The sequence below is a fragment of the Ferrimonas pelagia genome (assembly GCF_039543565.1).
In the GTDB taxonomy this organism is placed as follows: Bacteria; Pseudomonadota; Gammaproteobacteria; order Enterobacterales; family Shewanellaceae; genus Ferrimonas; species Ferrimonas pelagia.
In genome coordinates, this window is the sequence record NZ_BAABJZ010000107.1 from 50,886 (window position 1) to 75,669 (window position 24,784).

The following is a 24,784-nucleotide window of genomic DNA, read 5'->3' on the forward strand; positions in this document are numbered from 1 at the left end:
ATTAATTTTAAGCCGAAAGTTTCGCTTGGTCGGTGACAGTACTTAACCTTATCCATCAGCCCTGCTAGGATCCGGCGGTTAACCGTCATTGTCAGGATCTCGCCTTGAGCAACAGCAACCCCTTTGCCCCGCAGCAACTTGCCTTTTGTATGGCGGCCGATGCCGCTACCATCCGCCGTCGCCTGTCTGGCATGAAGAGGATCAAAGACGCCGATAAGAAAGCCAAGTTGACTGAGGAGTTGACGGCTTTGGCTGAGCGCAGCCAGCAAAAGGTGGCAGAGCGAACCATCAATCTGCCCAAGGTGACCTATCCGGATCTGCCGGTGTCTGAGCGACGCGATGAGATCGCGGAAGCGATCAAGCACAATCAAGTGGTGATCGTCGCCGGTGAGACGGGCTCGGGTAAAACCACCCAGCTGCCCAAGATCTGCATGGAGCTGGGGCGGGGCACTCGAGGCCTGATCGGCCACACTCAGCCGCGCCGCCTGGCCGCCCGGGCGGTGGCGCAGCGCGTTGCCGACGAGCTGAACTCTGAGTTGGGTCAGCACATCGGCTTTAAAGTGCGTTTTGCCGATCAGACCTCGAAAGAGAGCTACGTCAAGCTGATGACCGATGGCATTTTGCTGGCGGAGATCCAGAACGATCGTTGGCTCGACCAATACGACACCATCATCATCGATGAAGCGCACGAGCGTAGCCTGAACATCGATTTCATCCTGGGTTATCTCAAGCAGCTGCTGCCCAAGCGGCCTGATCTGAAAGTGGTGATCACCTCGGCCACCATCGATGTACAGCGCTTCTCTGCCCACTTTGGCGATGCGCCGGTGATCGAGGTGTCTGGCCGGACGTACCCGGTAGAACAACGTTATTTGCCGCTGGCACGGGAGACCGGGCCGGATCTTGAGGTGATCGAAGGGATCTTTGCCGCAGTGGATGAGCTGTGTGCGGAGGGACCCGGCGATATCCTGATCTTTATGAACGGTGAGCGAGAAATTCGCGATGCGGCCGACGCGCTGCGCCGACGCAATCTGCGCGATACCGAAATTTTGCCGCTCTATGCACGACTGTCCCACGCCGAGCAGATCAAGATCTTCTCCGGCCATGCGGGACGGCGTATCGTGCTTGCCACCAACGTGGCGGAAACCTCGCTGACCGTACCGGGGATCAAGTATGTGATCGATCCCGGTACCGCGCGGATCAGTCGCTACAGCTACCGCACTAAGGTACAGCGCCTGCCAATTGAGCCGGTGTCTCAGGCGTCGGCCAACCAACGTGCCGGTCGCTGTGGCCGGGTGTCGGAAGGCATTTGTATCCGTCTCTACAGTGAGGAGGATTACCTGGGTCGTCCGGCGTTTACCGATCCGGAAATTCTGCGCACCAACCTCGGCTCGGTGATCCTGCAGATGCTGGCGCTGGGCCTGGGTGACATTGCCGCGTTCCCGTTCATTCAGCCGCCGGACAGCCGTCACATCAACGATGGCATGAACCTGTTGCAGGAGTTGGGGGCGATCAGTCTGGAGCGTGGCGGTCTGCCGAAGATGACGCCGTCCGGCCGCAAGCTGGCGCGATTGCCGATCGATCCGCGCTTGGCGCGCATGGTGATGGCGGCACAGCCCAACGGCTGTGTGCATGAGGTGATGGTGATCGTGGCGGCCTTGTCCATTCAGGATCCGCGCGAGCGTCCAGTGGACAAGCAGCAGGCGGCGGATGAGAAACACAACCGCTTTGCCGACAAGGACTCGGACTTCCTAGCCTATCTCAATCTGTGGGATTACCTGCGCGAGCAGCAAAAAGCCTTGTCCAGCAGCCAGTACCGCCGTCTGTGTAAGAGCGATTTCCTCGCTTACATGCGGGTGCGTGAGTGGCAGGACTTGTACTCCCAGTTGCGCCAGAGTCTGTCGGATCTGGATATCAGCATCACCATCGGCGAGCGTGCCGGGTATGATCAGATCCACCAATCGTTGCTGGCGGGCTTGCTGTCGCATATCGGCATGAAAGACGCGGATGGCAGCTTTAAAGGGGCGCGGAACTCCAAGTTCTACGTGTTCCCCGGCTCTAAGTTGGCGAAGAAGCCGCCCAAGTGGCTGATGGCGGCGGAGCTGACCGAAACCAGTCGCTTGTTTGCCCGCACGGTGGCCAAGATCAACCCAGAGTGGGTGGAGCCGCTGGCACAACATCTGGTGAAAAAAAGTCACAGTGAGCCACATTGGGAGCAAAAGCCCGGCTCGGTGTTGGCGTTTGAGCAGGTGAGCCTGTATGGCGTGGTGATCGTGCCCCGGCGCAAGGTGCAGTATGGGCCGATCGATCCGATCGAGTCCCGCACCATTTTCCTGCGCGAAGCGCTGGTCAATGGTGAGCTGGGTCTGCGCGAGACGTTTCTCCAGCGCAACATGGCGTTGCTCGATGAGGTGGAAGAGCTGGAGCATAAGTCCCGTCGCCGTGACATTCTGGTGGACGAGCAGACGTTGTTTGCTTTTTACGATGAGCGGGTTGGTAGCGGGATCTACACCCGTCAGCTGTTTCAGGGCTGGTGGAGCAAGGCGCGCCGTCAGGACGCGGATCTGCTCGACTTTGATAAAGCGGAGCTGATGAAGCGGGACGCGTCCCATATTGGCGAAGCGGATTTTCCCGATCACTGGACACAGCAGGGGATCACTCTGCCGTTGTCTTATCGCTTTGAGCCGGCCGAAGCCGACGATGGGGTTTCGCTGCATCTGCCGCTGGCTTTGCTCAACCAGTTTGAGCCGGCCGGATTTGACTACCTGGTGCCGGGTCTGCGCCAGGATCTGGCGGTGGCGCTGATCAAGAGCTTGCCCAAGCCGCTGCGTCGTAACTTTGTGCCAGCACCTAACTATGCCCAAGCGGCGTTGGCCAACATTACGCCGTTTGAGATGCCGCTGCTGGACGCCTTATGTAAGCAGTTCTTGCGGATGTCCGGGACGCAACTCAAGCCGGAGGATTTCGATCTGTCCCAACTGAGTCCGCACTTGAGGTTTAACTTCAAGGTGGAAGATGACAACGGCAAGCTGTTGGCGCAGGGACGGGATCTGCTGGCGCTTAAGCAGCAACTCAAAGGCAAGGTGAAACAGGTGATCGCCAAGGTGGCGGATAAGGGCATTGAGCAGTCCGGTCTGACCGAGTGGACCTTGGGCGATCTGCCCAAACAGTATGAGCAGAAACGTGGCGCTTACGCCGTCAAGGCGTTCCCGGCGCTGGTGGATGAGGGCGACACCGTGGCGGTGAAGCTGTTTGACAGCGAGGAGAAGGCGGCGGTGGCGCATCGAGCCGGACTGCGCAAGATGCTGCTGATCAATGTGCCCAACCCGGTGAAATATTTGCAGCAGAAGTTGCCGAACAAGTCGAAGCTGGCGATGTATTTCAACCCGTTTGGCCGGGTCGATCTGCTGATCGCCGATTGCATCGATGCGGGGATCGATCAGATCTTGGCGACCCATAATTTGGGGGTCTCCAATGAGCAGAGCTTTACGTTAGCCAAAGAGCGGGTGCGGGCGGATCTGGGCGACACTGTGGTGGCGATCGGCACCAAGGTGGAAGCGGTGCTGACCGCTTGGGGCGCGATCCGGAAGAAGCTCAAAGGCAAGATCACCTTGGATATGGCGTTCGCGATGTCGGATGTTCAGGTTCATCTCGAACGCTTGGTTTACAAAGGGTTTGTCGCTGACACCGGCTGGGACCGACTGGACGATCTGGTGCGTTACCTCAAAGCGGTTGAGCGCCGTTTGGAGAAACTGCCGACCGATCCTCAGCGCGATAAGTTGCAACTGATGAAGATCCAAAAGGTGGAGCAGGCTTATACCGAGGCGTGCAACAAGCTGCCAAAAGATCAGGCACATCCGGACGCTTTGGTGGCCGTTCGCTGGATGCTGGAAGAGTATCGGGTGTCTTGCTTTGCGCAGAATCTGGGCACTAAGTACCCGATCTCGGATAAGCGGATCCTGAACGCGCTCAAGGAGCTCTAGCGTCAGATCGGCACCGCGATGGCTTCTGAGTTATGAACAACCCCGCCGGTATTTCGGCGGGGTTGTTGTTTATGCAGCGCATGTTCGCTTGAGCTGGCCAAGCGTTGGCTGTGTTCTCCCCGGATCGCAGTGGGTGAGGGCGTGGCTGGCTTCGAATTGACAGCAGCTTAGTTAGGGAGTTGATTGAGTTTGGTTTTCAAGTTGCGCGTGGCCGATTACAATGGTGTTCGAGCCTTAGTTTGCCATGGATGATTGCCGTAACATGACGCCTGCTTTTCCTGCTCTGCACATAGAACCACAAACCATGCCGACCATCGGGATCGTGGGGGCGGGGGTGGCCGGTGTCACCATCGCCCAGCGCCTTGCTCGTTCCGGCCAATGCCAGTTAGTGCTGTTGGACAAGAGTGACAGCATGGTGAATGGTCCGCCTATCTGCCATCTGCATGCCGGCGGGAATCTGTATCGCGATCTGCCCGAGCAAGAGTGTCTGGCCCTACTGGAACAATCGATCGCGACGCTACGTTTCTATCCTCACTGCGCCAATATCCGGCCGACGGTGATCGCCGTGCCTAAGGAGGATCCAGGCTCCGTGGCGACGCTGTTGCCGAGGCTGCGCACACTGCAACAACGCTATGCCGAGTTGGTGCAGCAAGATCCCGCCAACCGGGTGCTTGGGTGCCCCCAGTCCTACTTTAAGGTGTACCGTCGGGAGGATATTGAGGCGTTACAGGGGCGCAGTTACGCCGCCCAACCTGAGGCGTTGGATGACTGGATGATCCCTGTGGCTCAGCATCTTGATCTTGATCGGGTGCAGTGGCCGCTCATTTTGGTGCAGGAGTATGGCCTGAGTGTGTTTCGGCTGGCGGCCAATGCCACGTTAGCCTTGCAGCGCGCGAAGCATTGCCGCTTGATGTTGTCGACGCAAGTCACGCAGATCCGCGAGCAGGGCGGTGGCTGGCGACTTGGGTATGAGCAGCCTGGCGGCGGACGCGGCAGTGTTCAGGTGGACTATCTGATCAATGCCTGTGGTTACCGCAGTGGCACCTTAGATGATCTGGCAGGATTGCGACGGGAGCGCATGGTCGAGTTTAAGGCGGCGTACGTTACCCGCTGGCAAGAGCAGACCGCACATTGGCCTGAGCTTATCTTTCATGGCCAGCGCGGCACGCCGCAAGGGATGGCGCAGTTTACCCCCTACGCCGATGGGTATGTGCAACTCCATGGCATGACCGACGAGATCACCCTGTTCGACCAAGGGTTAGCCAGCAGTTGTGACACCAGTGCCCAGCCTCGTTTGGCTGGAGATCTGCAACGCAAATTGGAGCAGGGTTGGTCCGATGCCATGATCGAGCAGCGTACCAACCGGGCGATCCAGCACATCGCGCGATTTCTTCCGGGCTTTGCTCTGGCCGAGATCGGTGGCAAGCCCTTGTTCGGTGCGCAGCAGATCCCGGGAGTCGATCCTGAGCTTAGGGCGGCCGATGTGTCGTTTGTCGGGCATAACTATGCGCGTTCAGAGATCGTCAAAGCCAGCTCCGCGTTGGCGGTGGCTGACGCCATTGAGCAGCAACTGAACCGATTGGGCTGGCTGCCGCCCGAGGCCACGGCAGGAGAGGCGTTGTCAGAGAATGATCCGCTGGCGGTGGAGTCGTTGGCTTGCACCCTGGCTCAGGAACGAGATTACCCGAGTGCCTTAGCGAAACAAACCGGCTTGGCAGAGCCACGGATCTACGGCCTCTGAATGCATCGGAAAGATTGATTGAGATCAAGGGTTCGACTTGAGGTTTGCTGCCGCCTGATCCCTATCTACAGAAGAGGTGGACGATGGATTGGCGGTGGGTTATGCGTCGCGGATCCCTCAGTCTGTTTGATCCTGGTAGCGCCTTGGATCAATGGCACAATCCGTTTGGCCGTTTGCTCGACGATCTGGAGCAGCCATGGCCGTTTGGGGCAACTCGAGCGGGCCGCTCCGATCTGATGGTTCCGGCGGTCGATATGAAAGAGCGGAAGGATCAGCTGGAGATCAGCGCTGATCTGCCGGGTTTAGCCGAAGCCGATATTGAGCTGCAGTGTTACGGCGATCGCTTGTTGTTAACCGTCAAACGCGAGCGGGAAACGCAGACCGAGAAGGAGGAAGGCTATCATCTGGTCGAGCGCCAGTATGGCACGTACCAACGTATGATCGCCTTGCCCTTTGTCGTGACCGAGACGGATCCTATTCGTGCCAGCTATCGGGATGGGGTGTTGAGGGTGACGATCTACAAACCGGCTGACGCTCAGGCCAAGCAAAAGGTCATTAAGATCAATGTAGATCATTGATCCGTTCTGCTAAAGGGCTCACGCTTCTTGTGGGCGCTTTTGGGTTCTCTCCTGCATTACCCCCATCGGGCTGTTAGAATGAAGCTTCGTTTTAGCCGGAGATCCCTTTAGTGCGCACTCTGTTGTTTTTCATTCTTTCTCTGTCGCTGCCGTTGCAGGCGGCGATCTATACGGCGCCGCAATCCGATAGCCGCTTGATCGGTTTTGCGATGGAGCACCGGGTCGAAAAGGGCCAGTCATTGGATGCGATCGCACAGCAATACAATATGGGGTTGTTGGCCTTGATCGCGGCGAATCCGGAGGTGGATCCTTTGTTGCCGACGCCAGGCACTGTGGTGCAGCTGCCGTCCCAGATGCTGTTACCCGATGTTGAGCGCAAAGGGATCGTGATTAATTTGGCTGAGTTACGGCTGTATTACTTTGATAACGCGCGCGGCCGGGTGCATGTCTATCCGATCGGGATCGGGGTGATCGGCCGTGAGACGCCGCTGGGCACGACGCGTGTCAGCCAAAAACGCAAGAACCCAACTTGGACGCCGACGGAGACGACGCGTCGTAATTGGTTTGCCGAGAATGGAACACAAATGCCCCGCGTGTTTCAGCCAGGGCCGGATAACCCTTTAGGTCATAGAGCCTTACGGCTGGGTTTTGGCAATGGCGAGTATTTGATCCACGGAACCAATCAGGATTTCGGGATCGGCATGCGCGTGAGTGCGGGATGCATTCGACTTCGGCCCGATGATATCGAACACCTGTTCGATATGGTGCGGGTCGGTGAGCCCGTCACCATTGTTAATGAGGTGGTGAAGATCGCGGAGGAAACCGACGGCTGGTATATCGAGGTGCATGAGCCGCTATCTGCAGACGTTGAGCTGTCCCGTGAGCAAAAGTCGCTGGATATTGATCCTCGGGTTCGGGCACAACTGGAAAAGCTGCAACCTGCGCGTTTGCAGCAGGTGTTGGCTGCACAGTCCGGTTTGCCACAAAGGATCAAATAGCGCGCATTAAAAAGGCTCGCCATTTGGCGAGCCTCGGTGACGGCAGAAACTCAGATCACTTTTTACGGTAACCGGAAGCCATGTTGTCGATGCGAGCGTTCGCACGAGCGGCTTCTTCTTGAGCTTCCATCGCTGCAGATTTTGCTGCTTTGATATCGGCGTTCATTTCAGCGTGATCAGAGCGCAGAGCACCAACCTGATCGGCCAGAGAGTCAACCTTGTTTGACAGAGATTGAACCTGAGATTCCAGTTCTGCAGTATTTGCACAACCAAACAGCAGGCCACTCATGGCCAAACCGACCAACAATTTCGCTTTCATATCCTCTCCTTAATATTGGTGCGGCAACGACAGCGAGTCTTTTTCGACCTCGCATTGACTGTGTTGCGCCGTCAAGTATGGCATAAAAATTCGCCGTCTCAAGGTTGGCATACCTGATAAGTCTTTGCCAATAAAAACTTTTACATTTGTGTGCCAATTATGAGGGTTTTATGAGCAAAGGGTTATTTACTTGCGCTTTTCGATGAGAACCCTTACCCGTGTGGTGATTCTGTGTGCTACGCCGGGTTGGGGATCACATAGAGCGCGACGGCGATGCAATGACAAGTGGCGCCGCCCAAAACAAACAGGTGCCAGATAGCGTGGGTATAGGGGTATTGTTTGGCAGCATAAAATAGCGTGCCGAGGCTGTAGCTGAGGCCCCCGGCCAGCAGCAGGATAAAGCCGGGCAAAGGTAAGGCTTGATAGATCTGCCAGATGATCACTAGGCTGGCCCAGCCCATGGCAAGATAGGTGAACAGAGCGAGTCTTTTGAATCGGTTGATAAAGAAGGCTTTAAAGATCACGCCGGCGAACGCTAACCCCCAGATGACCAGTAGGAGTGACCAGGCTTGTGCGCTGTTTAATGCGATGAGCAGAAAGGGCGTGTAGCTGCCAGCGATCAATAGATAGATGGCACAGTGATCCAGGCGCTTGAAGATGGCCTTGGCCCCGGCGTGTTGCAGGCTGTGGTATAGCGTTGAGCTGAGGAACATCAGGATCATGCTGGCGCCGTAGACGCTGATGGCAAGGATCCCGGCACTATTGAGCACGCTGATCCCTTTGGTGAGCATCAGAGTGAGGCCAACGATCGCTGCGGCAACCCCTAATCCATGTGAAACGGCATTGGCGATCTCTTCGCCGGTTGAATATGGCCTGGCAGTCATGGTGCGTCCTTACGGGGTGTTTTTTTGCTCATCTTACCAGTATTGTTTCAGCGTACAAGTGTTCGCTGGTTATGATTGTCTGGATCCTTCGATATGATGGGACTGACTGATGTCGGCAAGCCGCGTCCGATCTTTGTTAGTCAGGTTGATGCAAGCCTGTGGACGTTCCTAGGAGCGGTGCGCGCACTTAGCCTATGGGGCATGAGTGGTGATTAAGGAAGATCAGCGCAAGATCTCCAACACTTGCTCGGCACTGAGCAAAGAGAGGTGACCTCGCTGATAGCCCGCTCCGGTATCCAACCACACTCGGTTGCCGTGGCTTCGGATCATGCTTTGCGGGGTGTGACCAAATACGACAGCGTCGATACCTTGGATAGGGGCCGGGTATTTGCCTTGGCTCATGTGATTGAGCGTGTCGCGTGACCATTGGCAGATAGCGGTGTCACGTCGGTCGAGTCCAGCGTGCGCTTGCGCCGCTAAAGCGCGCCAGTCGTTGCCGGGACAATCCGCATGAATGAGACCGATCCGCGCGTTCAACTGGGGTAATTCAACCTCCAGGATCAATGGCATGGGGTGTAGCCAGTGCAATGCCAGATTGGCCGCATGGTCTTGCAGCTCTGGGGTTAGCGACTGATACCAATCCCCTCCCGCATCATGCCAAAGCGCCTGTTGTTCGGCGTCGCCTTCAATGGCGTCGAGCATCATACGTTCATGGTTGCCTTGTATGGCGTGGAACCAAGGCTGGCTCACCAAGGACAAACATCCCAAGCTGTCCGGCCCGCGATCGATCAGATCGCCCACACAGAACAGCTGATCGCCCTGGAGCGGATCAAATTGGCACTGTTTGAGTGCGATCTGAAGTTTGGCAAACTCGCCGTGCAGATCGCCCACAAAAAAGGCGCGCCCGGGACATTGAAGGATCTGGATCTGGCTCATGCAGTTAAGGCTATACCATTTGTTGTCGGTTGGTGGGGATCTTTCCCCTGTTGCGCTGCCGGCGTGCTTGGCCGGCGCGGCTCTGTGCTGCGTTGAGTTGTCTATCGGTAAAGATCTATCAGGCGCTTTGTGTTGTCTTTGCCCGTGCAGTAGTCTTGCCTTACTCTAAGGCGGTTGTGTTCTTAGCCGTTTGAATTGGAATGAATTTAAGACGCAATGATGACAACGATGAACAAATGGACAGTGCTGGCGTGCAGTGCGGTGTTAGCGGGTTGTACCACGACACAGGTACAGCAAGATGTAGCGGTTAAAAATGTCATTTTTATGATTGGTGACGGTATGGGACCGGCCTTTGTGACGGCGCATCGTTATGACGTTGCAGGCCAGCCCGGCAATGCTGTTGTTCCGACTATCTTTGATGAGTTGATGGTCGGCGCTGCGGCCACCTATCCGAATGATGATACTTGGGTGACGGATTCGGCGGCGTCAGCGACGGCGTTGGCGTCCGGCGTGAAAAGCTATAACGGTGCCATCGGCGTGGATGGCGATAAACTGCCGGTGCGGACCATGTTGGAGCAAGCCCGAGAAGCGGGTTTGAGTACAGGGGTGGTTGCCACGTCTCAGGTCAATCACGCCACACCGGCGGGATTTGTCGCGAACGTGGCGAGCCGGCGGATGTACGATGTGATCGCCGAGCAATACGTCAATAAGCGGATCGCGGATAAGACCATGTTGGATCTGATGATCGGCGGTGGACAGACGTATTTTTCCCGTGAAAAGGGCGGATTGGCCGATCAGTTAAAGGAGCTGGGTTTTGAGCAGGCATGGGACATGGCGCAGATGCAGCAGCTGCAGTCTTTGCCAGCGATGGCGCTGATGGCGGAGAAGGGGATGCCATATGCGATCGATACGGAGCATCCTGATCGATTAAAGCTGATGACTGATAAGGCGCTGGAGCTGCTATCTACTAAGGAAGAAGGTTTTTTCTTAATGGTAGAGGGTAGCCTGATCGATTGGTGTGGTCATGGCAATGACATTCGCTGTGCGCTCGGTGAAATGCATGATTTTGCAGGTGCGATTGAAAGCGCAAAGGCCTTCGTCGATCAAAACCCGGATACCTTGTTGGTGATCACCGCTGATCACTCTACCGGTGGTCTAACGCTCGGCGCTGGTGGTGAATATCAGTGGTTACCGACGGTGGTGAACCAGGTTGAGCGAACCGCAAGCTTTATTGCCGAAGCGATGGTTGAAGCCAAGACGCAGCCGGTAGAGGCGATCTGGTCGCAGTACGCCAAGCTTGAGCTCAGTGAGGCGGACTATGCTGAGCTGGAAGCGGCTCGAAGCGTACAGTTGGAAGGAGAAAGTAAATATGCCCTATCCGACGCCATTTCAAAGCAGGTGGCCAAATACTCCTATACAGGTTGGACGACCAGTGGCCATACTGGGGTGGATGTGAATGTGATGGCCTATGGTGCCGGAGCCGAAGCGTTTATCGGTTACCAGAACAACACGGATATTGCTAAGAAGATCATGGGTCTGATGCAAGGCGACTGAGCAGTGCTTTAATCGTTCAGGAACAAACGGCCACCGGTAACGGTGGCCGTTTTGCGTTGAAGGTTCATAGTGGCTGAGTCGTGCTCTGGCGCGGCAGTGGCTCGACATTGAGTTGATCAGTTGCGGTGAGAATGAAGTCGTAGCACGTGATCCCGTCACACGCGTCGCAGTAGCCTCGGGCGCTGAGCAGGCAGCGATCCAAGCCGATGGCGCTGAGACTGCCGCGCAGTTGTTCCAGCTCAATAGGCTGATGGCAGCCACTGCACTGAGCGTTGAAACCATTGAAGTTTAGTCCGTTTTCAAAGGTATAGGGTAGTTGGTAATTAAGAGGCGGGCATTGCATCCATTCAAGCTGCTCTGGGCTTGGATGTGACATCAAATCTACCAGTCAGATTGAAACGCCCAACTATAGTTCAGTTTTTTCGGTTTGGCCTCAGTGTTTATTGGACGGCGGCAGTTTGTTTTGCGCCGAGCGTGAGACCAGATCTGGGCTAGTCGGCGCCGCGCTCTGGTGCACACTGAGCTCTTTCTCAAACAAGCGGTTCATGACGCGATCGAGCAAGAACATTCTATCGGCGGAGAACAGTGAGGTCGCCAGGTAGACCGTGGTGGGACGGATCGATTGATGCTGACTGAGAGCGGTCCACGCCTGTTGCAGCCAGAGTGTTCGCGGCGTCGTGGGCGGGGTAGGGACGGCATCCACCAACACTGCCGCAGTGACCGCTTCGCATAGTTTGTCTTCAAAGTGTTGTAGCTTGTCCTCTGCTGCGCCCTGACGATGACGCAAGATCTGCTCTGCCCGCTGCAGAGCGTCGGCAGCGGCAGCGCTGCAGGCGCGGCGGATGGCGCTGCGCGAACGCTTACCTTCATCGTCTTGTGCCAGATCACCCGCTTTGAGGATCTGAGCGCGCAGGGCCGAGAGCTCTGCGCCTTCGGGCAGGCGCAGCTCACTCATCAGTTTTTCGGTGGCTTCCAGCCAGTCGATGGCCTTGACGGTAAAGCCATAGTCACCGGCTTTATAGCGATCGATCAGGGGCGCCAGTGTCTTCAGGTACTCAGTGATCTTTTCCAACTGGATGCATAAAATCATGGTTTACTCAGGCAGTAGTTTCCATTTGACGTCGCCGTCGTCGTTTTCCTCAGTCGACCATTCCAAGCCTTCTTCGGTGAGCACCATGCGCAGGCGGGTCATTGAGTTGGGGCTGCCGGCGTTTTTGATCGCTTCGGTATCGACTCGGACATCCAACCCAGCAGGAGTCGTGGCGGTGAGCAGACAGTTTTGCTCGGTACGGCTTCGAATATCTTGGATCAGTTTGGTGATGGCGTCGCTGACCATGGTGTTCTCTATCAACGCGGAGTGACCACTGCCGTTGCTTTTGCTGTCGTGGTTTTTGTCCACCAGCGTGACCAAAAGTTCTTTGAGCAGACTGCGCAGCAGTTCTTCGGTGGAGTGGCCGACCTCGTCTTGGATCATCACATCTGAGGCCGCTTCGGCCGCAGCGGTGCGCTTCATCAGGTTGATCAGCAACTGCAGGCGTGAGGCTTGTAACTTTTCAAAGTCGTCGAGCCAGGTTGGGGTGATCAGTTCAATGAGTTTTAGCGCCAGACCGGCGATGTCAGGTTCGAGTTCGTGATGGCCCTGTGCGAGCAACTGCTTCATCGCCTGCACCGACTCGGTTAGGTGTTGGCGGGACTGGGCGGCGATATCAGATGGCGCATGCCATTTGGCGTTCACCGCAGGGACGACCCTATCGACCAGGATGGGCAGATCGATGGCGATCCGGTCGATCCGCAGACGAGGTACCGTTAAGCCATTGAGGTGTTCATGATTGCGATAGAAGCGGGCGATCCGCATTACTTCTGAGTCCGCAACCCGGCGCGCGTGGGCGACACCGGAGACCAGCGCACCTAACACATCGTTCAGTTGGGGAGTGGGTTCATCGGCCATCGTTCAAGTCCTTGTGTTAAACAGAGCCATTGAAGCGGAGGCTCCAATGGCTCTGTATTTTTTCGTCATCAGGCTTTGGCTTCGAAGCTGTCGCCTTGGCTTGGTGCTGCTGTTAGCTTATAGGTATTTGGCGCAATGGGCGGCGTCGCGGTTGGATCGGCTGGGACGAGTGTCATGTCTCCGATATCGGTGCCGTTGACATGGAGCTTCCAGTTGGACGCGATGCCATTCGCGCTACTGAGCACCACACTTTGGTTGGCACTGTCGTAGCTCAGGATCGTGCCGGATACAGAAAGCACCTGGCCGCCTTTCTCTTCAATGGTATTTTCAAGAATGGTCAGCAGGCGTTCGGTACCGGCTGGGGTGTCGGCATTGCGCGCCTTGACGTTGACGCGCATGTCGAAGGTGCGTTTCTCCTGCTCCGTGCTGCTGCTTTGGCGCTGGTAAGAGGTTTTTGACTTAACGGATGCGCGAGCAAACCACCAGCTTCCGCCCGCGCTGGCATCGACTTGCTGTTTGAAGTTCGACGACATGTTGTTTTCTTTGGTGGAGGTGATCTTGGCGTTAAACTCGATCTCGGCCTGATCCACCGTGATATAGGGGATCGGCAGCATGGTCAGGAAGGGGACCGTCAAGGTAAATTGCTGATCGCGCCCCTCTTCATCGCGCCGATTGTAGGAGAAATCGACATTAACGATCGAGCCGTCCTCTTTAAAGCCCACTTCTTTAATGAAGTTGGCGGTGGTGATTGCTGATTTCGCTTGGGATTCGACCACTGCGTTGAGCGGCCCACCGATAAGGTTGCCAAAATCCAAACTGGCAAGTTCGCGTCCATCGACAGCCATAATTGACTCCTGTCATTCACTGTAGGGTGTTTACCGGCCGTTTTGTCGTGCGACAAAGCGGCGTGAGAGCAAGCGCTGCCACTGGGTTGCTGGCAGGCTCCGATGTCACTTGCAGTCACAGCGTTTGGCCGAGTGCCAATAGCGCTTGGCCAAGCACGGTGTGAGTGCGTGTTAAGTAAAGCCTTATTTGAATCTAACAGTGGGGCTTAGGGCGTAAACCTGTCGCAAATTACAGCGCCAGCCAGCGGTTAGCTTGGCGGTTTGAGTGACGGGGTGTTGTTACGTTGCGGTGGGGGCACGCTGGATCGGATCTTGACGAAAATACAGTGCCAATTGCTGGTACCAATCGGGCAAAGCGTCGCGCAGCGGTCGGGGCCGGGTAAAGAAGGCCTCGCAACTGACGGCAAAGAATTCGTCATCGCTCTCCAGTCCGTACGGATCCATGGGCAAGCCTTGCAGGCATAGGTTGTTTTGCTCCGCGTGTTCGACTTGTTGCTGAAACAGGCTGAAGGCTTGCGTCAATTGATGCTGCCAGTTGGCCAACTGTGCGAATGCCATCGGTGGGCAGCCATTGATCTCACCACTGGCCATATCGAGTTTGTGGGCCAGCTCGTGGATCACCAGATTAAACCCAGTCCAATCTCCGCTGTGTTGAAGATCTGGCATAGAGAGCAAGACGGGCCCCTGCTCCCAGGCCTCGCCAGCGAGCCACTCCACGTCGTCATGAACTACACCATTGCTGTCCATTGCACCGGGTAGGGAGGGAAATTCATCGCGGTAGAGGCGGACTTCATAGAAGGTGGCATAGTGCGCCAGGCTAAGGTGCAGTACGGGCAAAGCGGCCATGAGGCTGACTAGGATGCAGGTTGTTGCTTCTAAGCCGTTATCGTCGCCGATGGTGGAAAAGCGTTTTGACGCCATAAATTGTTGGCCTAACGCGATCAAGCGCTCTTGCTCAGCGGCGCTTAATCCAGCCAAGATCGGCAGTCGCTGCAATTGGCAGGCCCATTCGGGGCGGGGCTGGGTTGAGGCCGGATCTGCACGCCGTTTAAACCAGTTCAACATTTTTTCACAGCGGCCATTGTGAGGGGCGGTAGGGAAAGAAAATGGTAGATCAAGATTGATTTCTCCGTAGGGTGATCGGCGACAAGTATCGGTGGTTTTAGGGTGCAGAGGAAGGGGCTTTTCGCTATAGTGCGCCGCCTTCCGATGTCGCCGTTTGTGTCATCGACGTTCTCTGTTCGTAATCTAAGCCAACGCACTGTTTATTGATCTTGATCACTTCCTAATTGGGTTTGGAACGGGTCTAATGGTGCACCATATGTAGTGTCGGCTAAACTTTTAGCAACTACATGTGGTGTTTTGGTCTCTAATCAATCATAGGAGTGAAGAATGATGCCAGTTGTGATCAAGCGAGACGGATGCCGTTCGCCTTTCGACAGCGAACGTATTATGCATGCCGTTTTGCGCGCGGCCGCCGCCGCGGGTTGTAGCGATGTTCGCTACGCTCAGCAGGTTGCCGATACGGTCACACAGGAACTGGCTCAGGCTGGTGAAGTGGCGATCCATCGCATTCAAGACGCGGTGGAGAATGTGTTGATGGAGGGGCCGTTCAAAGAGGTGGCTCGCTCCTACATCGAGTACCGTCATGATCGCGATATCTCCCGTGAACGCGCCAGCCACTTGAACCAAGAGATCCGTGGCTTGGTCGAGCAAAGCAACTCGGCGCTGTTGAATGAGAACGCCAATAAAGACGCCAAGGTGATCCCGACTCAGCGTGATCTGTTGGCGGGGATCGTGGCCAAGCATTATGCTTGCCGCCACATTCTGCCTCGTGACGTAGTTGAAGCCCACGAACGTGGTGAGATCCACTATCACGATCTCGATTACGCACCGTTCTTCCCGATGTTCAACTGCATGTTGATCGATCTGAAAGGGATGTTGACCGGCGGCTTTAAGATGGGCAATGCCGAGATCGACACGCCTCGCTCTATCTCAACGGCCACCGCGGTGACGGCGCAGATCATTGCCCAGGTTGCCAGCCATATCTACGGCGGTACCACCATCAACCGTATCGACGAGGTGCTGGCCCCCTATGTGAAGACCAGCTACGACAAGCACCTGCAAGTGGCGCAGGAATGGCAGATCCCGCAGCCGGAAGCCTATGCCGAAGCGCGCACGGAGAAGGAGTGTTACGACGCATTCCAATCGTTGGAGTATGAGGTGAACACCTTGCACACCGCCAATGGTCAGACGCCGTTTGTGACCTTTGGTTTTGGTTTGGGCAGCAGCTGGGAAGCGCGCTTGATCCAACAGTCGATCTTGCGCAACCGGATCGCCGGTTTGGGTAAGAACAAGAAGACGGCGGTTTTCCCGAAACTGGTGTTTGCCATCAAGAGTGGCCATAACCATCAGCCCGGCGATGCCAATTACGACATTAAGCAGTTGGCGCTGGAATGTGCCACCAAGCGGATGTACCCGGATATCCTCAACTACGACAAAGTCGTGGAAGTGACCGGCTCGTTTAAAAACCCGATGGGTTGTCGCTCCTTCCTTAGCGCCTTTGAGAAAGAGGGGCAGTTAGAGCATGAAGGCCGTAACAATCTGGGTGTGGTTTCATTGAACTTGCCACGGGTCGCCATCGAAGCGAAAGGCGATGAGCAGGCGTTTTATCGTTTGCTGGATGAGCGCTTGGTGCTGGCGCGTCGTGCCTTGATGACACGGATCGAACGTTTGCAGGGCGTGAAGGCGCGGGTCGCCCCCATCCTGTATATGGAAGGGGCTTGTGGCGTGCGTTTGCAGGCGGACGATGAGATCACCGAGATCTTCAAAAACGGCCGGGCTTCGATCTCATTGGGCTATATCGGTCTGCACGAAACCATCAATGCCTTGTTCGGTCAGGGTGACGAGCAGGCGCACGTGTTTGATTCGGCTGAGCTTCGAGAAAAAGCGCTGGCGGTGGTGAAGTACCTAAAGAAAGCGGTGGAACAATGGACGGCGGAAACCGGTTACGGTTTCAGTTTGTACAGTACCCCGAGCGAAAACCTGTGTACCCGCTTTTGTAAGATCGACACCAAGTCGTTTGGTTTGGTCGACGGGGTAACGGACAAGGGATACTACACCAACAGCTTCCACTTGGATGTGGAGAAGAAGGTGAACCCGTATGACAAGATCGACTTTGAGATGCCGTATCCGGCGATCACCTCCGGTGGCTTCATCAGTTATGGTGAATACCCGAACATGCAACACAATGTCGAGGCGCTAGAGAACGTCTGGGATTACGCGTACAGTCGCGTGCCCTACTATGGCACCAATACGCCGATCGATGAGTGCTACGATTGTGGTCACACCGGTGAGTTTGAATGTACCAGCAAGGGTTTTGTCTGTCCTAACTGCGGTAACTCGGATCCCGCCAAGGTGTCAGTCACGCGTCGCGTTTGTGGTTATCTGGGTAGCCCGGATGCACGCCCCTTCAATGAGGGCAAACAGGAAGAGGTTAAGCGTCGGGTTAAACACCTGTAACCCGGCACAGTATCTCTGACGTTCTCTTGAGCCCTGATCATCGATCAGGGCTCAGTGTTTAGTGAGGAAAGCGTATGAATTATCACGCCTATTACCCGGTTGATGTGATCAATGGGCCCGGCACGCGCTGCACCCTGTTTGTCGCCGGGTGTGAACACGCGTGTCGTGGCTGTTATAACCAATCAACCTGGCGATTGGACTCAGGGGAGCCGTTTACCGAAGCGATGGCGGATCGGATCATTGCCGATCTGAATAATCCGCGGATCAAACGTCGCGGTTTGTCGCTGTCGGGCGGGGATCCGCTGCATCCGGCTAATCTCACAGAGGTTCTGCGTCTGGTGAAACGCGTCAGAGCTGAAGCGCCGGGCAAAGATCTCTGGGCCTGGACCGGTTACACCTTGGCGACGCTGACGGCGCAGCAACGTGAAGTGGTCGATCTGCTCGATGTGGTGATCGACGGTAAGTTCGAGTTGGCGAAAAAAGATGCCACGCTGCAATGGCGCGGTAGCAGCAATCAGATGATCCACTGGATAAAGCCACAATAATCTGAAAATGAAGGCTATTTATCTTGTCCATGGGCCCGTCGCTGACTAAGCTTACCGGTCTTGATAAGTTAGTAGAGTTCGCCCAGATGAGAGCCGTACTCGTTGCCGGAGCGACAGGCGCCACCGGCAGCGCCTTAGTCAACCAGTTGTTGGCTGATGACCATTACGATGTGGTGCATTTGTTGTCCCGCCGTACCACCCATTGGCGAGATCACGAGAAGGTGATCGAGCACATTCTGCCTTTGTCGCGGATCGTCGATCTGACCGTTCGCTCACCGATCGCCGAGATCTATTGTTGCCTGGGTACCACCCTGAAGAAAGCCGGCTCGCAAGCGGCGTTTCGCGCGGTCGATCTCGACGCAGTCGTTGCGCTGGGGCGCTGGGGTAAGAACCACGGGGTTGAAACCATGCACGCTATCAGCTCCATCGGGGCTGATCCCACCAGTCGCAGCTTTTATTTGCGTACCAAAGGCGAGATGGAGCAGGCCTTGTCTGCTTTTGGACTACCCGGACTGTATCTGTATCGCCCGTCGGTGTTGGTCGGGGAGCGCGGTGAGCGGCGCGTGAGGGAAGGGATCGGCGCGCGCGTCTTAACGGCCTTCGATTGGCTACCGGGCAGCGACAGTTGGTCGCCGATCCCTGTGAAGCAATTGGCGAGTTTGATGCATACCCTCGGCAGAGAGAATCGTCCGGGTCGACATAGGATCGGCTCAGGCCAGATCCAGCGCCATGAGCGGTCAGAGCGTGATATAACGGCCACGTCCAACGGTTAAGGGGTTCATTGCTGCTTCTCCTATTAGCGTCTTTGCGGCTTAATCACACGTGATTAAGCCTCGACAGCTTGAAGGGGAAGCTCTTGGCCTTGTGACGGTATCGCGCCTGAGTTTCCCATGAAACTCAGGCGCGTTTGTTATTGAGGATAGCCGGGCGCGTGAAATTGATTGCCGACGATGCTGCTAGACTCGACATTCTCTGCTTGGGCAACATGGCAGGAGTTACAAAAGTAGAAACCGCCCTTGAGTTCACTGTCGTCAGCAAAGTGGGAATAGTGTGTACTGGGCGCGTCGATCTTGGCATCGAGGCCGTGACAGTTTTGACACATATTACGTTTCATGGTGATCGGGTAGTCGGGTTTATGGGGGATCAACGGCGGTTGATGCTGATAAGTGCGCGCTATCATGGTGCCTTTGCCTGGGTAGCTGGCCAAGGCCGGCGCTGGAGCTTGCTCTGTTACCGGGGTCTTGCCACGTAACGAGTGAATATTGGCGGGGGCTGCCGAACTATTGGTATTAGCGGCGGGCTCGCTACAGCCCACGAGCGTGATCACCAGTGCAGCAAGCATTGCGCTCAGTTGGTTTTGAATTCTGGCTTTCATCCGACCTTCCTCACGTTAACCGCGCACTTTTTAAAATCGGTCTCCTTCGATAGCGGATCAGTGGCGTCGATCAGCAGTTTGTTGACGAGCTGACTGGCATCGAAAAAGGCCATAAATACCAGACCCTCCGGACATCGATTCCTGCCTTTGGTCGCGACTCGAGAGCGAACCTCACCGCGTCGACTGGTCACGATGATCTCATCGCCATGGGTTAAACCGCGTGCTTTGGCATCGTTCGCGTGCATGTAGACCTTGGCATTGGGGTAAGCTTGCTTGAGCTCTGGCACGCGGCCGGTCATGGTCGCCGTGTGCCAGTGTTCGAGCACTCGGCCCGTGGTCAGCCACAGATCGTATTCCTCGTCGGGGCTTTCAACTGGTGGCTCATACGGGTTGGCGATGATCAGGGCTTTGCCGTCTCCCTTGCCATAGAAGTCGACCGCAGCGCTTGCGTAGGGATCGTCGCTGTTGGTGTAACGCCAGCGTGTCTCCTTGCCATCGACGACGGGCCAGCGTTTGCCGCGATTGGTGTGATAGTTATCGAAATCGTCGAGATCGTGCGCATGTCCGCGGCCAAAACGCGCGTACTCCTCAAACAAGCCTTTTTGCACGTAATAGCCAAAGTGATCGGACTCATCATTGAGTGGCGATAGGCACTGCTCGCGCGGGAACCGGTCGACTTGTTCGTTAGCAAACAACACCTCATAAAGCGTTTTCCCTTGGTATTGGGGGGCTTTCGCTAGCAATTCTGGCGGCCAGACCTCATCCGCGGTGAAACGCTTACAAAACTCCATGACCTGCCAGAGATCCGAGCGGCTGCCGCCTGGGGCTGTGACCATCTGGTGCCAGAAGTGGGTGCGCCGCTCGGCATTGCCGGTACCGCCCTCTTTTTCTACCCACATGGCGGTGGGCAGCACCAGATCGGCCACCATGGCCGTGACCGTAGGGTAGGGATCGGAAACGACGATGAAATTGTCGGGATTAAGGTAGCCGGGCAGGGCTTCCTCGTTGGTATTGGGACCGGCTTGCATGTTGTTGTTGCACTGTACCCAATAGACGTTGGTTTCCCCGTCTTTGAGCATCCGGTTTTGCAGCACCGCATGGGGCCCTGGTTTGGGGTTGATGGTACCTTCGGGTAGCTGCCAGATCTCTTCCGCCAATGCCCGATGCTTGTCATTGGCGACTAGCATGTCGGCGGGCAGACGGTGAGCAAAGGTACCGACCTCGCGCGCCGTGCCGCAGGCCGAAGGTTGGCCCGTGAGTGAGAAGGGCGAGTTGCCAGGCTGGCAGATCTTGCCGGTGAGCAGGTGCAGATTGTAGATGGCGTTATTAGCCCAGACCCCACGCACGTGTTGATTAATGCCCATACACCACAGGCTCATCACCTTGGTATCGGGATCGGCGTAGGCTTTAGCCAGCGATTCGAGCTGAGCTTTGGGGACGCCGGACATTTGGTGGGCTTTTTCTAGGGTGTATTCGCTCATCAGCGTCGCATAGGCCTCGAAGTCGATAGGACTCATGCTGCCATCGCCGGGGTTGGCTGCCGCCTTCTCCAGTGGGTGATCCGGGCGCAGGCCGTAGCCGATGTCTTCCGCTGCCTTGGTGAAGTTGCAATGCTCTTTGATGAAGTCCTGATCCACCGCGTCGTGTTCGATGAGGTAGTTAGCGATGTAATTGAGGATCACCAGATCGGACTGAGGCTTCATCACCATAGCGTTATCGGCCATGTCGAAGCTTCGATGTTCGAAGGTGGAAAGGACATGAAATTCGGTTTGAGGGTGACTGAGTTTTCGATCCGCCATGCGTTGCCACAATACGGGATGCATTTCAGCGGCGTTCGAGCCCCATAAGACGAATACATCCGCATGTTCGAAGTCGTCGTAGCAGCCCATAGGTTCATCGATGCCAAAGGCGCGCAAAAAACCGACCACGGCCGAGGCCATGCAGTGGCGGGCATTGGGCTCGATGTTATTGGAGCGAAAGCCCGCCTTCATCATCTTAACCGCGGCATAGCCTTCCCAAATGGTCCATTGCCCCGAGCCAAACATGCCTACGCCATTGGGCCCTTTGTCCTTGAGTGCCTTTTTCCATTTGCTGGCCATCACATCGAACGCCGTGTCCCAGCTGACTGGCGTCAGATCGCCTTGTTTGTGAAACTTCCCATCTTTCATTCGCAGCAGCGGCTGCTGAAGACGGTCGTCTCCATACATGATCTTAGGCAGGAAATAGCCCTTTACACAGGTACGGCCTTGGTTGACTGGCGACTTTGGATCGGCTTGGGTAGCGACGACTCGATTTCCTTGCGTACCCACTAACACCGAGCAACCCACGCCACAAAATCGACAAGGCGCTTTTTGCCAGAGGATCCTACTGGGGGCTTGGGCCGCTTTGGCGAGGTGAGCCGGCAGGCTAATGCCCGCGACAGAAGCGGCAGCGAGAGCAGCTTGGGCTTTGATGAATTGGCGACGATCAATACTCACGAATACGACTCCTAGCAAGCAGGCTCTATATGATGGCTGACCAATGAAACAGAGATCACCCCAGGGATGGTGTGCATCGCTTCCATTCGAGATAACACATTCTGCTCTCCCTCGAGCGTGACCACCAGTTGGTGGTCGTCACTAAGGCCATGAACTTCGGCACCTTCGAGCTGATTGATATATTGAAGTACGGTGTCTCGCCGGCTGGGGGTGAGCTCAAGTATAAGGCTAGCAACGTGATAATCCATAAACATTCCCTATTTGCAGTCAGGCTAAGTCTAGAAAAAAAAACGATGTTTGCTTGTTCGATGATTGATATCGATCTCCGAATGCTCAGGTCTTGAGGCGAACTGGCGACGCCGAGGCCGCAGGTTCGGTAAATTGAGCCTAAAAAAGCCGAACGTGGGTTCGGCTTGTGGGGAGGTGGGACTGACTACAGGCAGCGAGCGGGTTTTGGTAGCCCGGCGATCTTGGTGGCTTGCTTGGCCGGCCCTTTGGGGAAGAGCTTAAACAGGTATTTACTATTGCCTTTCTCTTCACCAAAGCGTTGCGCCATCGCCTTGACCAGAACCCGGATCGCCGGGCTGGTGTTGAATTCGAGATAGAATTCGCGCACGAAATTGACCACTTCCCAATGGGCATCGGTCAGGGTAATCCCCTCGGCTTTGGCCAGTATCGGGCCCATTTCCGCTTGCCATTGATTGCTGTCTAACAGGTAACCCTGTTTGTCGGTTGGGATCTCTATACCATTAAAAATCATGTTGCTACCAAGTGACTTGATTCTGATGTTGGCAACTCAGTGCCACGAAACCGGCATAGTCTATCAGTTTTGCCGGGCTATTGGCGCACAGCGCAAGACCTCGCGCGGTGAGATCGTCGGACAAAACGTAGAGTTCAAAGTCGGCTAATGTTTCGGTAAACCGTGGCTGGCACGCCATCACGACGGCATCCTGAAGCAATAGCAGGGTGTCGTTGGGCCGCAGCAGCGCCAAGGTATCTTTGAGGCCTTGCGGACTGAGTGCGGGTTGGCTAAGGGTATTGAGTACGGTCAAAACGTCAGTACCTGTTTGCTTTGAAAGAGTTGCTGCCGTAGTTGCTCTGGCTCGAGGGGCTGCGCCGGGATGATCAGATCCGTCAGTTCAATGTCGCGCTGCTGCATGGACTCGGCACATATGTAGATCTGCTCGACATCGTACATGGGCAGCGCGCGATACGTGGCGATGTGATCTTTGCTGTCGATCACCCCCGGTTGCTGGTTTTTGAGCAATTGGTAGATCCCATCTGCAATGAAGAAAACCGCGGTTTCAACCTCATAGCTGGCGGCGAGTAAGGTGAGGTCGAGGGCCTCGCGACCCTTGCTGTTGCCGTGCGGTACGGTGCGATAGACGATAGCGAGTTGTGTCATGGATTTACCCGAATTGAAGCACACGATCCGCTTCGGCGGACGCACTGATGAATTCACCGAGCCCACCGAGAACAAAGGACGCGGCTAAGTTGGTGCTGTCACGCTCTGAGTCCTCAGCGGCTTCCGCATCAATGACACCGCGGCGCAATCCGGCGGAGACGCAGCTGATCAACTCGATGCCTTGTTGATGCAACAACTGCCATTGCTGTGCAATATCAAATTCATCGCTGGCAGGGCAGAGTAGGCGAGAGGCGTTATGTACGCCGTCCTGATAAAAGAACACCTGGCGGACTTGGTGTCCCGCGGTCAGTGCAGCCTGAGCGAATCGCAAGGCGGTGTAGGCGTGCTGGCTACCGTAAGCGGGGCCATTAACGAAAAGTACAAATTTATTCATAACAATAAAAAGGCCCTCTGCTTTTATCTTAAGCTGAGGGCCTGATTGTAATCGAAAATACGATGTTTAGTCGTTAGACATTCCGAGCAGGCTCAGCAAGCTCAAGAAGATGTTGTAGATCGAAACGAACAGGGTGACGGTGGCCATCACGTAGTTGCGTTCGCCGCCATGGATGATAGCACTGGTCTGCATCAGGATGGCACCGGACGAGAACAGGATGAATACGGCGCTGAGCGCCATGGACAGAGCTGGAATGTTCAAAAACAGATTGGCAATGAACATTGCCAGGATCACCCAGAAGCCGGCCTGCATCATGCCGCCCATAAAGGACATATCTTTACCGGTCATCAGCACATAGGCAGAGAGACCAAAGAAGACCAGTGCTGTGCCACCAAAGGCGGTAAGAACCACATCGCCCATTCCAGCACCTAAATAGGCGCTTAGGATAGGACCGAGGGTGTAACCTAAGAAACCGGTGAATGCGAACACCAGTGGGATCGCCGCGGCGCTATTGGCATTCTTATGGATCAGGAACATCAAGCCATAGAAACCCACCAGGGTGATGATCAACCCAGGGTGAGGCAGATTAAAGGTCATTGCGATACCGGCCATTGCGGCTGCAAAGGTCAGTGTCATCGCCAGTAAGATGTAGGTGTTACGCAGTACCTTGTTCACGGCAACGCCGCTGTGGGCACTCGCCGTCTCGAAGTGACGGGTTTCCATAGTTCAAAGCTCCTTGTTGTTAGGCGCGTTTTAGAAAGACAAGGTTTAGACTACCTCAAATGAGATAGGTTGCATTAGAAAATCGTGATTATGCGAACAGATTGGGTACAGCTTAGCAAAGTTGAATAAAATCCATTCGGTTGATAAGCCTTTCATTAAATAGGGCTTTACACCAAATATGGGTTTCTCTATTATCCAATCCGTCGGAGGGATGGCAGAGTGGTCGAATGCACCGGTCTTGAAAACCGGCAGGGGTTTATAGCCCCTCTAGGGTTCAAATCCCTATCCCTCCGCCAACTTTGACGAAGCCCGCATCATTGCAAAATGATGCGGGCTTTTTCGATCTTTAAGTCAAAGAGAAAGAGGGATGGGGATGCAGAGCCCTAGCCAGGGTTCGCAAGGCGCGCAGCGACTGACGCCGGAGGCACGACGGCGAGTGAGCTTGCGAGCGGTCCAATCCCCGCTCCGCCAACCTTGACGAAGCCCGCATCATTGTCTGGACCACCAGAAGACGGATGCGGGCTTTTTTCGCTCTTCAAGTCGAAGAGAGCGAGGGATGG

The 24,784-nt window shown here is 55.6% G+C and carries 24 protein-coding genes and 1 tRNA gene; 9 read left to right on the forward strand and 16 right to left on the reverse strand.

Going from position 1 to position 24,784, the window contains the following annotated elements; genetic code table 11:
- The first annotated feature begins 104 nt into the window (after positions 1 to 104).
- The 4 genes from hrpA to ABEA08_RS21495 all read left to right on the forward strand — a co-directional run bounded on the left by hrpA (position 105) and on the right by ABEA08_RS21495 (position 7,297).
- On the forward strand, positions 105 to 3,980 hold the full coding sequence (gene hrpA / locus ABEA08_RS21480; RefSeq protein WP_345337507.1) for an ATP-dependent RNA helicase HrpA: 3,876 nt from the start codon (positions 105 to 107) through the stop codon (positions 3,978 to 3,980).
- Positions 3,981 to 4,242: 262 nt separating this feature from the next.
- The gene (locus ABEA08_RS21485) at positions 4,243 to 5,721 is read left to right on the forward strand and encodes an FAD-dependent oxidoreductase (protein ID WP_345337508.1); all 1,479 of its coding nucleotides are present in this window, start codon (positions 4,243 to 4,245) and stop codon (positions 5,719 to 5,721) included.
- Positions 5,722 to 5,822: 101 nt separating this feature from the next.
- Positions 5,823 to 6,299: an Hsp20/alpha crystallin family protein gene (locus tag ABEA08_RS21490; RefSeq protein WP_345337509.1), complete on the forward strand. Its 477-nt coding sequence runs from the start codon at positions 5,823 to 5,825 to the stop codon at positions 6,297 to 6,299.
- Positions 6,300 to 6,409: 110 nt separating this feature from the next.
- Entirely contained in the window at positions 6,410 to 7,297 is an 888-nt protein-coding gene (locus ABEA08_RS21495; RefSeq protein ID WP_345337510.1) for a L,D-transpeptidase family protein, read from the forward strand.
- Positions 7,298 to 7,352: 55 nt separating this feature from the next.
- Here the strand turns inward: ABEA08_RS21495 and ABEA08_RS21500 are convergent, their stop codons facing one another.
- From ABEA08_RS21500 to ABEA08_RS21510, 3 genes are all read right to left on the reverse strand, one after another.
- A complete protein-coding gene (locus tag ABEA08_RS21500; RefSeq protein WP_345337511.1) occupies positions 7,353 to 7,616 on the reverse strand; it encodes an Lpp/OprI family alanine-zipper lipoprotein in 264 nt (87 codons plus the stop codon).
- 236 nt (positions 7,617 to 7,852) lie between these two features.
- Positions 7,853 to 8,500 (reverse strand): PAQR family membrane homeostasis protein TrhA, encoded by a 648-nt coding sequence (gene trhA, locus ABEA08_RS21505; protein WP_345337512.1) that lies wholly within the window; start codon positions 8,498 to 8,500, stop codon positions 7,853 to 7,855.
- A gap of 222 nt (positions 8,501 to 8,722) precedes the next feature.
- On the reverse strand, positions 8,723 to 9,436 hold the full coding sequence (locus tag ABEA08_RS21510) for a metallophosphoesterase (RefSeq protein WP_345337513.1): 714 nt from the start codon (positions 9,434 to 9,436) through the stop codon (positions 8,723 to 8,725).
- A gap of 228 nt (positions 9,437 to 9,664) precedes the next feature.
- Here ABEA08_RS21510 and ABEA08_RS21515 point away from each other — a divergent pair, with 228 nt between their 5' ends.
- Entirely contained in the window at positions 9,665 to 10,990 is a 1,326-nt protein-coding gene (locus ABEA08_RS21515) for an alkaline phosphatase (RefSeq protein WP_345337514.1), read from the forward strand.
- A 64-nt stretch (positions 10,991 to 11,054) separates the two neighbouring features.
- Here ABEA08_RS21515 and ABEA08_RS21520 read toward each other — a convergent pair whose 3' ends face one another.
- From ABEA08_RS21520 to ABEA08_RS21540, 5 genes are all read right to left on the reverse strand, one after another.
- A complete protein-coding gene (locus tag ABEA08_RS21520; RefSeq protein WP_345337515.1) occupies positions 11,055 to 11,366 on the reverse strand; it encodes a hypothetical protein in 312 nt (103 codons plus the stop codon).
- A 57-nt stretch (positions 11,367 to 11,423) separates the two neighbouring features.
- Complete coding sequence (locus ABEA08_RS21525) at positions 11,424 to 12,080, reverse strand: hypothetical protein (RefSeq protein WP_345337516.1); 657 nt, start codon at positions 12,078 to 12,080, stop codon at positions 11,424 to 11,426.
- A 3-nt stretch (positions 12,081 to 12,083) separates the two neighbouring features.
- Positions 12,084 to 12,938, reverse strand: coding sequence for a hypothetical protein (locus ABEA08_RS21530; RefSeq protein ID WP_345337517.1), 855 nt, complete (start codon positions 12,936 to 12,938; stop codon positions 12,084 to 12,086).
- 68 nt (positions 12,939 to 13,006) lie between these two features.
- Positions 13,007 to 13,783 carry a DUF2589 domain-containing protein gene (locus ABEA08_RS21535; protein ID WP_345337518.1) on the reverse strand — a complete coding sequence of 259 codons (777 nt, stop codon included), beginning with the start codon at positions 13,781 to 13,783 and terminating at the stop codon, positions 13,007 to 13,009.
- 279 nt (positions 13,784 to 14,062) lie between these two features.
- On the reverse strand, positions 14,063 to 14,845 hold the full coding sequence (locus ABEA08_RS21540) for a M90 family metallopeptidase (RefSeq protein ID WP_345337519.1): 783 nt from the start codon (positions 14,843 to 14,845) through the stop codon (positions 14,063 to 14,065).
- Between the two features lie 333 nt (positions 14,846 to 15,178).
- Here ABEA08_RS21540 and nrdD point away from each other — a divergent pair, with 333 nt between their 5' ends.
- From nrdD to ABEA08_RS21555, 3 genes are all read left to right on the forward strand, one after another.
- Positions 15,179 to 17,305, forward strand: coding sequence for an anaerobic ribonucleoside-triphosphate reductase (nrdD, locus tag ABEA08_RS21545; protein ID WP_345337599.1), 2,127 nt, complete (start codon positions 15,179 to 15,181; stop codon positions 17,303 to 17,305).
- Between the two features lie 74 nt (positions 17,306 to 17,379).
- Positions 17,380 to 17,850: an anaerobic ribonucleoside-triphosphate reductase-activating protein gene (nrdG, locus tag ABEA08_RS21550; RefSeq protein WP_345337520.1), complete on the forward strand. Its 471-nt coding sequence runs from the start codon at positions 17,380 to 17,382 to the stop codon at positions 17,848 to 17,850.
- A gap of 86 nt (positions 17,851 to 17,936) precedes the next feature.
- The gene (locus ABEA08_RS21555) at positions 17,937 to 18,623 is read left to right on the forward strand and encodes an NAD-dependent epimerase/dehydratase family protein (RefSeq protein ID WP_345337521.1); all 687 of its coding nucleotides are present in this window, start codon (positions 17,937 to 17,939) and stop codon (positions 18,621 to 18,623) included.
- Positions 18,624 to 18,760: 137 nt separating this feature from the next.
- Here the strand turns inward: ABEA08_RS21555 and ABEA08_RS21560 are convergent, their stop codons facing one another.
- From ABEA08_RS21560 to ABEA08_RS21595, 8 genes are all read right to left on the reverse strand, one after another.
- Positions 18,761 to 19,225 carry a nitrate reductase cytochrome c-type subunit gene (locus ABEA08_RS21560; protein WP_345337522.1) on the reverse strand — a complete coding sequence of 155 codons (465 nt, stop codon included), beginning with the start codon at positions 19,223 to 19,225 and terminating at the stop codon, positions 18,761 to 18,763.
- A complete protein-coding gene (gene napA, locus ABEA08_RS21565) occupies positions 19,222 to 21,702 on the reverse strand; it encodes a nitrate reductase catalytic subunit NapA (protein WP_345337523.1) in 2,481 nt (826 codons plus the stop codon). Before napA ends, ABEA08_RS21560 begins: the two co-directional genes overlap by 4 nt.
- Positions 21,703 to 21,713: 11 nt before the next feature.
- A complete protein-coding gene (locus ABEA08_RS21570; protein ID WP_345337524.1) occupies positions 21,714 to 21,950 on the reverse strand; it encodes a chaperone NapD in 237 nt (78 codons plus the stop codon).
- A 185-nt stretch (positions 21,951 to 22,135) separates the two neighbouring features.
- Positions 22,136 to 22,462, reverse strand: coding sequence for a TusE/DsrC/DsvC family sulfur relay protein (locus tag ABEA08_RS21575; protein ID WP_345337525.1), 327 nt, complete (start codon positions 22,460 to 22,462; stop codon positions 22,136 to 22,138).
- Between the two features lie 4 nt (positions 22,463 to 22,466).
- Positions 22,467 to 22,754: a sulfurtransferase complex subunit TusB gene (gene tusB / locus ABEA08_RS21580; protein ID WP_345337526.1), complete on the reverse strand. Its 288-nt coding sequence runs from the start codon at positions 22,752 to 22,754 to the stop codon at positions 22,467 to 22,469.
- Positions 22,751 to 23,107, reverse strand: coding sequence for a sulfurtransferase complex subunit TusC (tusC, locus tag ABEA08_RS21585; RefSeq protein ID WP_345337527.1), 357 nt, complete (start codon positions 23,105 to 23,107; stop codon positions 22,751 to 22,753). The genes tusB and tusC overlap by 4 nt, the downstream gene beginning before the upstream one ends.
- Positions 23,108 to 23,111: 4 nt before the next feature.
- Positions 23,112 to 23,501 carry a sulfurtransferase complex subunit TusD gene (tusD, locus tag ABEA08_RS21590; protein WP_345337528.1) on the reverse strand — a complete coding sequence of 130 codons (390 nt, stop codon included), beginning with the start codon at positions 23,499 to 23,501 and terminating at the stop codon, positions 23,112 to 23,114.
- A 66-nt stretch (positions 23,502 to 23,567) separates the two neighbouring features.
- Positions 23,568 to 24,224 carry a Bax inhibitor-1/YccA family protein gene (locus ABEA08_RS21595; RefSeq protein WP_345337529.1) on the reverse strand — a complete coding sequence of 219 codons (657 nt, stop codon included), beginning with the start codon at positions 24,222 to 24,224 and terminating at the stop codon, positions 23,568 to 23,570.
- A 205-nt stretch (positions 24,225 to 24,429) separates the two neighbouring features.
- On the opposite strand from ABEA08_RS21595, the gene ABEA08_RS21600 reads away from it, so the two are divergent.
- A tRNA-Ser gene (locus tag ABEA08_RS21600) sits at positions 24,430 to 24,520 on the forward strand.
- Positions 24,521 to 24,784: the final 264 nt, after the last annotated feature.

What these genes read in the sequence shown, in the direction of transcription:
- ABEA08_RS21485 (WP_345337508.1), top strand. Translation starts at nt 4,243, where the DNA reads ATGACGCCTGCTTTTCCTGCTCTGCACATAGAACCACAAACCATGCCG.
- ABEA08_RS21490 (WP_345337509.1), top strand. Translation starts at nt 5,823, where the DNA reads ATGCGTCGCGGATCCCTCAGTCTGTTTGATCCTGGTAGCGCCTTGGAT.
- ABEA08_RS21500 (WP_345337511.1), bottom strand. Translation starts at nt 7,616, where the DNA reads ATGAAAGCGAAATTGTTGGTCGGTTTGGCCATGAGTGGCCTGCTGTTT.
- trhA (WP_345337512.1), bottom strand. Translation starts at nt 8,500, where the DNA reads ATGACTGCCAGGCCATATTCAACCGGCGAAGAGATCGCCAATGCCGTT.
- ABEA08_RS21510 (WP_345337513.1), bottom strand. Translation starts at nt 9,436, where the DNA reads ATGAGCCAGATCCAGATCCTTCAATGTCCCGGGCGCGCCTTTTTTGTG.
- ABEA08_RS21515 (WP_345337514.1), top strand. Translation starts at nt 9,665, where the DNA reads ATGAACAAATGGACAGTGCTGGCGTGCAGTGCGGTGTTAGCGGGTTGT.
- ABEA08_RS21520 (WP_345337515.1), bottom strand. Translation starts at nt 11,366, where the DNA reads ATGTCACATCCAAGCCCAGAGCAGCTTGAATGGATGCAATGCCCGCCT.
- ABEA08_RS21525 (WP_345337516.1), bottom strand. Translation starts at nt 12,080, where the DNA reads ATGATTTTATGCATCCAGTTGGAAAAGATCACTGAGTACCTGAAGACA.
- ABEA08_RS21530 (WP_345337517.1), bottom strand. Translation starts at nt 12,938, where the DNA reads ATGGCCGATGAACCCACTCCCCAACTGAACGATGTGTTAGGTGCGCTG.
- ABEA08_RS21535 (WP_345337518.1), bottom strand. Translation starts at nt 13,783, where the DNA reads ATGGCTGTCGATGGACGCGAACTTGCCAGTTTGGATTTTGGCAACCTT.
- nrdD (WP_345337599.1), top strand. Translation starts at nt 15,179, where the DNA reads ATGCCAGTTGTGATCAAGCGAGACGGATGCCGTTCGCCTTTCGACAGC.
- nrdG (WP_345337520.1), top strand. Translation starts at nt 17,380, where the DNA reads ATGAATTATCACGCCTATTACCCGGTTGATGTGATCAATGGGCCCGGC.
- ABEA08_RS21555 (WP_345337521.1), top strand. Translation starts at nt 17,937, where the DNA reads ATGAGAGCCGTACTCGTTGCCGGAGCGACAGGCGCCACCGGCAGCGCC.
- ABEA08_RS21560 (WP_345337522.1), bottom strand. Translation starts at nt 19,225, where the DNA reads ATGAAAGCCAGAATTCAAAACCAACTGAGCGCAATGCTTGCTGCACTG.
- ABEA08_RS21570 (WP_345337524.1), bottom strand. Translation starts at nt 21,950, where the DNA reads ATGGATTATCACGTTGCTAGCCTTATACTTGAGCTCACCCCCAGCCGG.
- ABEA08_RS21575 (WP_345337525.1), bottom strand. Translation starts at nt 22,462, where the DNA reads ATGATTTTTAATGGTATAGAGATCCCAACCGACAAACAGGGTTACCTG.
- tusC (WP_345337527.1), bottom strand. Translation starts at nt 23,107, where the DNA reads ATGACACAACTCGCTATCGTCTATCGCACCGTACCGCACGGCAACAGC.
- tusD (WP_345337528.1), bottom strand. Translation starts at nt 23,501, where the DNA reads ATGAATAAATTTGTACTTTTCGTTAATGGCCCCGCTTACGGTAGCCAG.
- ABEA08_RS21595 (WP_345337529.1), bottom strand. Translation starts at nt 24,224, where the DNA reads ATGGAAACCCGTCACTTCGAGACGGCGAGTGCCCACAGCGGCGTTGCC.